Raw genomic sequence first — 10,378 nt, forward strand, 5'->3', positions numbered from 1 at the left:
AGTCTGCTCCTTGATTTAGTGAGTAGAGATAGTTTGTTTGTAATGTGAGCCCTGAATGCGATGAAGAACGGATTCGTTTTCTGGCATGTCAGAGGCATTGGGTGTTTCAACAGCAAGCGAGGCGAATGCGCTGGCGTAGCACAATGCAGATGCCAGTGATTTTCCTTTAGCAAGGCCAGACGCGAGTGCGCCATTGAAGGCATCGCCAGCTCCAGCAGTATTTTTTACAACGGCCGGAAATGCCGGAGAATAGATGAATTGCGTTCCGTCATAAGCGAGAGAACCTTTGCTACCCAATGTGATAATGGTATTTTTGACACCTTTTTGATGAATAATCTTCGCTGCACATTTGGCTGATTCAATATCGTTGACGGACATATTTGCCAGCAGGCCAGCTTCAGTTTCATTTGGCGTGATATAATCGATATTATCAATGATGTTATTAACCATTTCATTATATGGCGCTGGATTGATAATGACCGGGATATCATTTTTCTGTGCGAGACGAATGGTTTGTTGAAGTGCCTCGTAATTTGTCTCCAGTTGTACGAGAACAATATCTGAATGAACGATGGCCTCTTTTTGTATGGTGATTTCATCAGGTGAAATTGTCATGTTAGCACCGGGATAGATGGCGATGACGTTATCCCCGGTATCTCCATTCACCATAATAGTCGCTGTTCCTGTTTGTGTTTCTTTGGTCTGATAGATAACGCTTTTATGGATTTTTGATGAGTTTATAAAATTAATGGCGTAATCACTGAAATGGTCTGACCCTACTTTAGTAATAAAATGCACATCAGAATCGGCATAGCTTGCTGCTAATGCCTGATTGCATCCTTTACCACCGGGCGAAAAAATAAATTTATCGGCAAGCAATGATTCGCCTGTCGAGGGTAGCCTCGGTAGGTAACTGATAATATCAACATTGAACGAGCCAATAACACATACATTATTCTTCATGGCAGAGAGACCTTTTTTTATTTTCTGCGCTGATTCATATTTTTCCAGCACATAAGCAATTTCGTTTTTTGCAACGTTATCAAGAGAGTCAAGGGTAATAAATGCACCACCATGACAGCGAGTGAGATATCCCTGTCCGGCAAGTTCATTGAGATCTGAGCGAATAGTTTCCTTTGTTACCTTGAGACTTTTCGCCAGATTTGAAACTTTTACAACTCCCGAAATACTGATTTCTTTCAATATTCTATGATGGCGTTCAAATTTCATTTTTTACCTCACCGTGGTTAAGTTAGTCCCAGGGGAAGTATATTGTTGTGATTGTCACCATAAAGTGATGGCAGAAACCAAAAAAAAACAAAAATGTAATATTAATAATATTAAAGTTACGAAAAATAGCGATGAAGATAGAAATTTGAATAACCATATAATTCAGGTGGTTGTCAGGCCTGAACATGACGGTGGGGGGAGACGATAAGCTGTAATCAACAACTCTATGCCAGGACTGGATGGCGCTTCCGTTCCTGAATTTTTCGGTGGGATATAAAAGAGAATGGCCTACAGCGTTCTAAGCGGTGTAGGCCTGACTGGTTAGTTATGGCGCATATCCCTGCAGTGATTCGGACCAGCGGAATATTTGGCTGCTTTTATCCTGCAGGTTAACGCGTTCTAAATCATAAAATCCGTGCGTCTTTGCCGAGCGCATTTTGAGAATGTACTTACTTTCGGTGATGTCGTGCTGCCTTGTGCCGTCTTTATTCCATTCTCCGGCGATGTCCGTATATTGATAAACAAGGTCGGAATACACGTTGATTATCTTGCTGTCTTTGATGGTGTAGAGTTCCAGCACTTCATAAAATGCGCCCCCGCCGGAGTAGGCATCGGAGTATCCACCCCGCACCCCGAACGCCAGGGTATCGGGTGCGATCTGGTACGGTGCCAGATCCAGCTTTGTATAATATGCCAGTGGTCTGACGGACTCATCATCGCTCTCTTTTTCTGCGGCTTTATTCCACTCTGAGAGCTGGTTTAACGGTTTTTCCGAGCGTGCAATCGGCGTTAGCTGTGGGTTCTGCCAGGAAAAAACGCCGAGATACAATTTATTAGCGCGCCCGTTGCTGTAGTTTTCCGGGCAGGTGTTATCCGCGTATTTTTTTGCTTGCTCGGCGTTAGCCTTATTATCGGCAAAACAGGCAATGCCAATATATTTACCGTCTTTTCCCCAAGGTTTAGCACCGGTCAGGATCAGGTTGTCAGGATCTTCATTCGGTGCAACCCAGGCAATCCATTGCTTTTCAGATAAGCCCTGAGGAAGCTCACCAAATCCTTTCACAGGGGTTGCTCCCGCCATTTGCTCAGCAAAAATCTGTTTACCTTCCGGATGTTGGATGGCACTGGGTACGGAATCGAGATTTTGTACGGTAGTGGCAAAAGCAGGGGAGAGCGAGGCCAGCAAAACCAGGGGAAACAACTTTTTCACTATTGCGTCCTTTCAATAAGCAGGGCGATATGACTCGCCCTTAAATTTATTTCACGCGCGCCATAAAGTAGGCATCAACGTACTCACCATTACGCAGGCCGTATTTCTTACCGGTACCTTCGATTTCAAAGCCGTATTTCTTATACACCGCCACGGCAGGCTCATTATCAACAAATACGGTCAGCTCAATACGATCGACGCGTAGCCAGTTGTCGCACATGTCGATCATTGTGCGAATCAGCGCGCTGGCAACACCGCGGTTGTGCCACCGAGCATCCACGCAGATACCAAAATCGGCTACGTGGCTGCGGCGTGGGCGCTGCGCAACCTCAATACAGAGATGCCCCACGACGATATCGTCAATGCAGGCAACCAGTTGTTTAACCCCGGCTTGCTCGGTTAGCCGCGCCTGCCACATTTCGAGGGAAGGATGAGGAACCTGTAGCGTGTTGTGGTACACCTCCGGCTGGGCGTGGATCTGACGAATTGCGTCGTAATCTTTTGGTTCAGCGTGGCGTATCACTATCTCACTCATTCCTTATCTCCTGCAGGGTTAATTGTGTATTTACACTCGCTGAGAAAGAAAAATCCGTCAACTGCATTTTTTTGCAAAAAGAAGTAGACAAGTGCGAATGAGAATGATTATTATTGCTCTGCGTTCAGGGGAACCCCTACGGAGAACCTGAAAGCACGACATTGCTCACATTGCTTCCAGTATTACTTTAGCCAGCCTTGCGCTGGCTTTTTTTTGGTTTTGTTTCTGCCTGGCTTACTTGTCATTTTGTCCCTGAGTAGGGCGAGTGATGCCGGATGGTGCTTACGCTTATCCGGCCTACAGCTGAGACCTGGGTTTTGTAGGCCGGATAAGGCAACGCCGCATCCGGCACGATGACAGGATGGATTCAGTCTCCAGCCGCTTTGCGCTATGGTGTAGACAATCACCTTCAAAAGGATCGTCTCATGACCTTACACTGCGCATTTATTGGTTTTGGTAAAAGCACCACCCGCTACCATTTGCCGTACGTCCTTAACCGCAAAAATAGCTGGCACGTCGCGCACATTTTCCGCCGCCACGCCAAGCCGGAAGAGCAGGCGCCGCAGTATTCACATATTCACTTCACCAGCGACCTCGACGAGATCTTAAATGATCCGCAGGTGAAACTGGTGATCGTCTGTACCCATGCTGACAGCCATTTTGATTACGCTAAACGCGCGCTGGAAGCGGGTAAGAATGTGCTGGTTGAGAAACCCTTCACGCCGACGCTTGCGCAAGCAAAAGAGCTGTTTGAACTGGCGCAAAGCAAAGGGCTGACCGTTACGCCGTATCAGAATCGCCGTTTTGACTCCTGCTTCCTCACCGCGAAAAAAGCCATTGAGAGCGGCAAGCTCGGCAAGATTGTGGAGGTTGAAAGCCATTTCGATTACTACCGTCCTGAAGCAGAAACCAAGCCGGGACTGCCGCAGGACGGCGCGTTTTATGGTCTGGGCGTACACACCATGGATCAGATTATCTCGTTGTTCGGACGCCCCGATCATGTGGCCTACGACATCCGCAGCCTGCGTAACAAAGCGAACCCGGACGATACCTTTGAAGCGCAGCTGTTTTACGGCGACCTGAAAGCCATTGTTAAAACCAGTCATCTGGTGAAAATCGACTATCCGAAGTTTATCGTGCATGGCACCAAAGGCTCGTTTGTGAAATACGGCATCGACCAGCAGGAAACCAGCCTGAAGGCCAATATCATGCCGGGTGAGCCAGGTTTCGCCGCTGACGATTCTGTTGGGGTGCTGGAGTACGTCAACGATGACGGCATCACGGTAAAAGAAGAGGTAAAGCCGGAAGTGGGCGATTACGGTTGCGTCTATGACGCGCTGTATCAGACGCTGACCGCCGGTACGCCTAATTACGTCAAGGAATCTGAAGTTCTTACCAACCTGGAGATCCTCGAACGCGCCTTTGAACAGGCAACGCCTGCCACGATAGCCCTTGCCAAATAGCCTGCACAGACTCCTCTGGGTTTGTTCATATTTTTTGAACAGAGGAGTCAATTTTCACCCTCTATGATCCCAGGCGGATTGAGTCCACACTTACTCCATCGAAAACATCTGGGGGTGAACACAATGATCTACTTACGCAAAGCTAACGACCGTGGCCACGCTAATCATGGCTGGCTTGATTCCTGGCATACCTTCTCTTTTGCCAACTACTATGACCCGAACTTTATGGGGTTCTCGGCACTGCGCGTGATTAACGATGACGTGATCGACGCAGGTCAGGGATTTGGTACTCACCCCCATAAAGACATGGAAATCCTGACCTACGTGCTGGAAGGTGCGGTGGAGCATCAGGACAGCATGGGCAACAAAGAGCAGGTTCCGGCTGGTGAGTTCCAGATCATGAGCGCCGGGACGGGGATCCGTCACTCGGAGTACAACCCGAGCAATACTGAGAAGCTGCATCTGTATCAGATCTGGATCATGCCGCAGGAAAACGGTATTACGCCGCGCTATGAACAGCGCCGTTTCGATGCCGCTCAGGGTAAACAACTGGTGCTGTCGCCGGATGCCCGTGATGGCTCGCTGAAAGTGTACCAGGATATGGAGCTGTACCGTTGGGCGCTGGTCAAAGATGAGCAGTCGGTGCATCAAATTGCCGCGGAACGCCGCGTCTGGATCCAGGTCGTAAAAGGTAACGTGACGATTAACGGGACCAAAGCGACCACCAGCGACGGTCTGGCAATCTGGGATGAACAGGCAATTTCTATTCATGCCGACAGCGACAGCGAAGTGTTGCTGTTTGATCTGCCGCCAGTATAACGTGCTGTAACCCTTTGTAGGCCGGATAAGACGCGAAAGCGTTGCCATCCGGCTTTTCATCGTTTGTCATTAATTCCATGCGTCCGTGGTAAACTGGGGGAATCTATCCCTTTTTAACGCTTCAGGACGATGAAAAAGAAAAGACCCGTACTTCAGGATGTAGCCGACCGCGTGGGCGTGACCAAAATGACGGTCAGTCGCTTTTTGCGTAACCCGGAGCAGGTCTCCGTGGCGCTGCGGGGCAAAATTGCCGCTGCACTTGATGAGCTGGGTTATATTCCCAATCGCGCTCCTGATATCCTTTCTAACGCCACCAGCCGCGCTATCGGCGTACTGTTACCGTCTCTCACTAACCAGGTTTTTGCTGAAGTGCTACGCGGCATTGAGGCCGTCACCGACGCCCATGGTTATCAAACTATGCTCGCGCACTACGGCTATAAGCCTGAAATGGAACAAGAGCGTCTGGAATCGATGCTGTCGTGGAATATCGATGGTCTGATCCTCACCGAACGTAGCCATACGCCCCGTACGCTGAAAATGATTGAGGTTGCGGGTATCCCGGTGGTTGAACTAATGGACAGCCAGTCTCCGTGTCTGGATATCGCCGTCGGTTTCGACAACTTCGAAGCCGCGCGCCAGATGACTGCCGCTATCATCGCCCGCGGGCATCGTCATGTTGCCTATCTTGGCGCACGTCTTGATGAACGTACGATCATCAAACAGAGGGGCTACGAGCAGGCAATGCGCGATGCCAACCTGGTGCCGTACAGCGTGATGGTCGAGCAGTCTTCTTCCTACTCCTCCGGTATTGAACTCATCCGTCAGGCGCGGCGCGAATACCCGCAGCTCGACGGCATTTTCTGTACCAACGATGACCTGGCGGTAGGGGCGGCCTTCGAATGTCAGCGTTTAGGGCTGAAAATCCCGGATGACATGGCGATTGCCGGATTCCACGGTCACGACATCGGGCAGGTGATGGAGCCGCGTCTGGCGAGCGTGCTCACGCCGCGTGAACGGATGGGCAGCATTGGCGCAGAACGCCTGCTGGCGCGCATTCGCGGTGAAGCAGTCACGCCTAAAATGTTAGATTTAGGTTTCACCTTGTCACCGGGCGGATCTATTTAAGCCAACAAGTTTGAAGTAGCTCACACTTATACACTTCGAGCACGAATGGATATTGCTTCTCTATTTATCCGGCTGGACAATGTTACCGATAACAGTTACCCGTAACAATTTCCTGATTCTTGTACCAGTGGGGGCAACGCTTTGAGCACGACTAATCATGATCACCACGTTTACGTTCTGATGGGCGTATCGGGCAGCGGTAAATCTGCTGTCGCCAGCGAAGTGGCGCATCAACTGCAGGCCGCGTTTCTTGATGGCGATTTTCTCCATCCGCGCAGCAACATCATGAAAATGGCTTCCGGTGAGCCACTTAACGATGACGACCGTAAACCGTGGTTACAGGCGCTTAATGACGCCGCTTTTGCGATGCAGCGTACCAACAAGGTTTCGCTGATCGTCTGTTCTGCCTTGAAAAAAGTCTACCGCGACCAGTTGCGCGACGGTAACCCGAACCTCTCTTTCATCTATCTGAAAGGGGATTTTGACGTTATCGAAAGCCGTCTGAAGGCGCGTAAAGGCCACTTCTTCAAAACGCAGATGCTGGTTACCCAGTTTGAAGCGCTGGAAGAACCGGGTGCGAATGAAAACGATGTACTGGTGGTCGATATCGATCAACCACTGGACGGTGTGGTCGCCAGCACCATTGAGGTTATTAACCAGGGCAGTAAGTAGTGAGCACATTAACGCTTGTTTTAACAGCAGTAGGGTCCGTTTTGTTACTGCTGTTTTTAGTGATGAAGGCGCGTATGCACGCCTTCGTTGCTTTGATGGTGGTATCCATTGGTGCAGGTCTCTTTTCCGGTATGCCGCTCGATAAAATCGCGGCGACCATGGAAAAAGGGATGGGAGGCACGCTCGGTTTCCTGGCGATTGTGGTGGCGCTGGGGGCGATGTTCGGCAAGATTTTGCATGAGACCGGCGCGGTCGATCAGATTGCCGTCAAGATGCTGAAATCTTTCGGTCACAGCCGTGCGCATTATGCGATTGGCCTGGCCGGCCTGATTTGCGCACTACCGTTGTTCTTTGAAGTGGCGATTGTGCTGCTGATTAGCGTGGCGTTCTCAATGGCGCGCCACACCGGTACTAACCTTGTGAAGCTGGTCATTCCACTGTTCGCGGGCGTGGCGGCTGCCGCAGCGTTCCTGCTGCCGGGGCCTGCACCGATGCTGCTGGCCTCTCAGATGCACGCCGACTTTGGCTGGATGATCCTGATTGGCCTGTGCGCCGCGATTCCGGGCATGATTATCGCCGGACCGCTGTGGGGTAATTTCATCAGCCGTTACGTTGAGCTGCACGTACCGGAAGACATTACCGAGCCGCATCTGGGTGAAGGCAAAATGCCCTCCTTTGGTTTCAGCTTATCGCTTATCCTGCTGCCGCTGGTACTGGTTGGTCTGAAAACCATCGCCGCACGCTTTGTTCCGATCGGTTCTTCAACCTACGAATGGTTCGAGTTTATCGGTCATCCGTTTACCGCGATTCTGGTTGCCTGTCTGGTGGCGATTTACGGTCTGGCGGTGCGCCAGGGCATGCCAAAAGACCGCGTGATGGAAATCTGCGGCCATGCGCTGCAACCGGCGGGGATTATTCTGCTGGTGATTGGTGCGGGCGGTGTGTTCAAACAGGTACTGGTGGATTCCGGCGTCGGTCCGGCGCTGGGCGAAGCGTTAACCGGTATGGGCCTACCGATTGCCATCACCTGCTTCGTGCTGGCGGCGGCGGTGCGTATCATTCAGGGTTCCGCGACCGTGGCCTGCTTAACGGCGGTCGGTCTGGTGATGCCAGTGATTGAGCAACTGAACTACTCCGGTGCTCAGATGGCGGCACTGTCTATCTGTATCGCGGGCGGGTCTATCGTGGTCAGCCACGTTAACGACGCCGGTTTCTGGTTGTTCGGTAAATTTACCGGCGCGACCGAAGCGCAAACGCTGAAGACCTGGACGATGATGGAAACCATCCTCGGTACGGTCGGCGCGATTGTCGGTATGGTTGCCTTCCAGCTGTTGAGCTGATGGTATTGCCCGGTGGCGCTAGCGCTTACCGGGCCTACAAAATCAAAGAAAATACTGTCACCCCTTCATCCACATCCGCACGCCGTCGAGGAACATCTGGGTTGCCATCATTACCAGAATCAGCCCCATCAGGCGCTCCAGCGCGTTAACTCCTTTCTCGCCCAGCAGGCGTAAAAACAGCGAAGACTGCAGCAAAATCACGAATGTACCTCCCCAGGCGATCAGCAGCGCAATCACCAGATGCCCCATCTGGTTCGGATACTGATGCGACAACAGCATTAATGAGGCCAGGATTGTTGGACCGGCAACCAGCGGGATCGCCAGAGGTACGATGAACGGCTCTTCACCAGCCGGAAGCCCGGTGCTATTCCCGGTGGCGCTGGGGAAAATCATCTTAATGGCGATCAGGAACAAAATGATGCCCCCGGAGATCGATACGGTTTCCGCGCGCAGGTTAAGAAATGCCAGAATTTTCTCGCCCGCAAACAGGAAGATCAGCATCACCAACAGCGCAATAAACAGCTCGCGAATCATAATCGCGCGGCGACGTTTTGGTTCGGTATGTTTCAATACGGACATGAAAATGGGCAGATTTCCGAGCGGATCCATAATCAGGATCAATAAAACTGCCGCTGAAATGATTTCATTCATAACTCAAATTCCCTGATAATTACCGCGGACTTTCTGCTTGCTTGCGCAGCGGGATAAGTCGCATTACTGATGGCTTCGCTATCATTGATTAATTTCACTTGCGACTTTGGCTGCTTTTTGTATGGTGAAGGATAGGCCAGTAGGATACTGGTTAGCATACACAGCACACATCTCTGCAGGAAAAAAACGCTATGAAAAATGTTGGTTTTATCGGCTGGCGCGGTATGGTCGGCTCTGTTCTCATGCAACGCATGGTTGAGGAGCGTGACTTCGACGCCATTCGCCCTGTTTTCTTTTCTACTTCCCAGCTCGGGCAGGCGGCACCGACGTTCGGTGGCACCGCGACCGGCACACTTCAGGACGCTTTTGATCTGGATGCGCTGAAGGCGCTCGATATCATCGTGACCTGTCAGGGCGGCGATTATACCAACGAAATCTATCCAAAGCTTCGTGAAAGCGGTTGGCAGGGTTACTGGATTGACGCAGCCTCTTCGCTGCGTATGAAAGACGATGCCATCATTATTCTCGATCCGGTTAACCAGGATGTCATCACCGACGGCCTGAACAAAGGTATTAAGACCTTTGTCGGTGGCAACTGTACCGTTAGCCTGATGCTGATGTCCCTTGGTGGTCTGTTTGCCAATGACCTGGTCGACTGGGTTTCCGTGGCGACCTATCAGGCGGCTTCCGGCGGTGGCGCGCGTCATATGCGCGAACTGCTGTCCCAGATGGGTCATTTGTATGGCCATGTGGCCGATGAACTGGCGACCCCTTCCTCTGCTATTCTCGACATCGAACGTAAAGTGACGACCCTGTCCCGTAGCGGTGAACTGCCGGTTGATAACTTTGGCGTACCGCTGGCCGGTAGCCTGATTCCGTGGATCGACAAACAGCTCGATAACGGTCAGAGCCGTGAAGAGTGGAAGGGACAGGCGGAAACCAACAAAATTCTCAACACGTCTTCCGTGATCCCGGTTGATGGTCTGTGCGTGCGCGTCGGTGCGCTGCGCTGCCACAGCCAGGCGTTCACCATTAAACTGAAAAAAGATGTGTCTATTCCGACCGTGGAAGAACTGCTGGCGGCGCACAATCCGTGGGCCAAAGTTGTACCAAACGATCGGGATATCACCATGCGTGAGTTAACCCCGGCGGCCGTTACCGGCACGCTGACCACGCCAGTAGGCCGTCTGCGTAAGCTGAACATGGGACCGGAGTTCCTTTCAGCCTTTACCGTGGGCGACCAGTTGCTGTGGGGTGCTGCGGAGCCATTGCGCCGTATGCTGCGCCAATTGGCGTAATAGTTTGTTAACGATCAAGGGGTGAGGAATCACCC

General features: G+C 51.3%; 10 protein-coding genes. 6 read left to right on the forward strand and 4 right to left on the reverse strand.

The features are described from left to right. Positions 1 to 15 precede the first annotated feature (15 nt). The 3 genes from OGY83_RS14550 to yhhY form a co-directional block, all read right to left on the reverse strand. The gene (locus tag OGY83_RS14550) at positions 16 to 1,230 is read right to left on the reverse strand and encodes a PfkB family carbohydrate kinase (RefSeq protein WP_286636161.1); all 1,215 of its coding nucleotides are present in this window, start codon (positions 1,228 to 1,230) and stop codon (positions 16 to 18) included. 325 nt (positions 1,231 to 1,555) lie between these two features. Next, positions 1,556 to 2,440: a hypothetical protein gene (locus OGY83_RS14555; RefSeq protein WP_286636162.1), complete on the reverse strand. Its 885-nt coding sequence runs from the start codon at positions 2,438 to 2,440 to the stop codon at positions 1,556 to 1,558. 46 nt (positions 2,441 to 2,486) lie between these two features. Next, on the reverse strand, positions 2,487 to 2,975 hold the full coding sequence (gene yhhY / locus OGY83_RS14560) for an N-acetyltransferase (protein WP_123268806.1): 489 nt from the start codon (positions 2,973 to 2,975) through the stop codon (positions 2,487 to 2,489). A 425-nt stretch (positions 2,976 to 3,400) separates the two neighbouring features. Here yhhY and OGY83_RS14565 point away from each other — a divergent pair, with 425 nt between their 5' ends. The 5 genes from OGY83_RS14565 (at position 3,401) to gntU (ending at position 8,394) form a co-directional block, all read left to right on the forward strand. Continuing rightward, a complete protein-coding gene (locus tag OGY83_RS14565) occupies positions 3,401 to 4,438 on the forward strand; it encodes an oxidoreductase (RefSeq protein WP_286636163.1) in 1,038 nt (345 codons plus the stop codon). A gap of 123 nt (positions 4,439 to 4,561) precedes the next feature. Beyond that, positions 4,562 to 5,257, forward strand: coding sequence for a quercetin 2,3-dioxygenase (gene yhhW / locus OGY83_RS14570; RefSeq protein ID WP_003023472.1), 696 nt, complete (start codon positions 4,562 to 4,564; stop codon positions 5,255 to 5,257). Between the two features lie 129 nt (positions 5,258 to 5,386). Then, complete coding sequence (gntR, locus tag OGY83_RS14575; RefSeq protein WP_003023473.1) at positions 5,387 to 6,382, forward strand: gluconate operon transcriptional repressor GntR; 996 nt, start codon at positions 5,387 to 5,389, stop codon at positions 6,380 to 6,382. A 141-nt stretch (positions 6,383 to 6,523) separates the two neighbouring features. Then, positions 6,524 to 7,054: a gluconokinase gene (gntK, locus tag OGY83_RS14580; RefSeq protein ID WP_003023475.1), complete on the forward strand. Its 531-nt coding sequence runs from the start codon at positions 6,524 to 6,526 to the stop codon at positions 7,052 to 7,054. Beyond that, the gene (gene gntU / locus OGY83_RS14585) at positions 7,054 to 8,394 is read left to right on the forward strand and encodes a gluconate transporter (RefSeq protein WP_286636165.1); all 1,341 of its coding nucleotides are present in this window, start codon (positions 7,054 to 7,056) and stop codon (positions 8,392 to 8,394) included. The genes gntK and gntU overlap by 1 nt, the downstream gene beginning before the upstream one ends. Positions 8,395 to 8,451: 57 nt before the next feature. Here gntU and yhgN read toward each other — a convergent pair whose 3' ends face one another. Next, positions 8,452 to 9,045: an NAAT family transporter YhgN gene (yhgN, locus tag OGY83_RS14590; RefSeq protein ID WP_003023480.1), complete on the reverse strand. Its 594-nt coding sequence runs from the start codon at positions 9,043 to 9,045 to the stop codon at positions 8,452 to 8,454. A gap of 191 nt (positions 9,046 to 9,236) precedes the next feature. Here yhgN and asd point away from each other — a divergent pair, with 191 nt between their 5' ends. Then, entirely contained in the window at positions 9,237 to 10,343 is a 1,107-nt protein-coding gene (asd, locus tag OGY83_RS14595) for an aspartate-semialdehyde dehydrogenase (protein WP_016157652.1), read from the forward strand. Positions 10,344 to 10,378 lie beyond the last annotated feature (35 nt).

Origin of the sequence: Citrobacter sp. Cpo090 (assembly GCF_030332665.1) — a bacterium.
Taxonomy (GTDB): Bacteria; Pseudomonadota; Gammaproteobacteria; order Enterobacterales; family Enterobacteriaceae; genus Citrobacter; species Citrobacter portucalensis.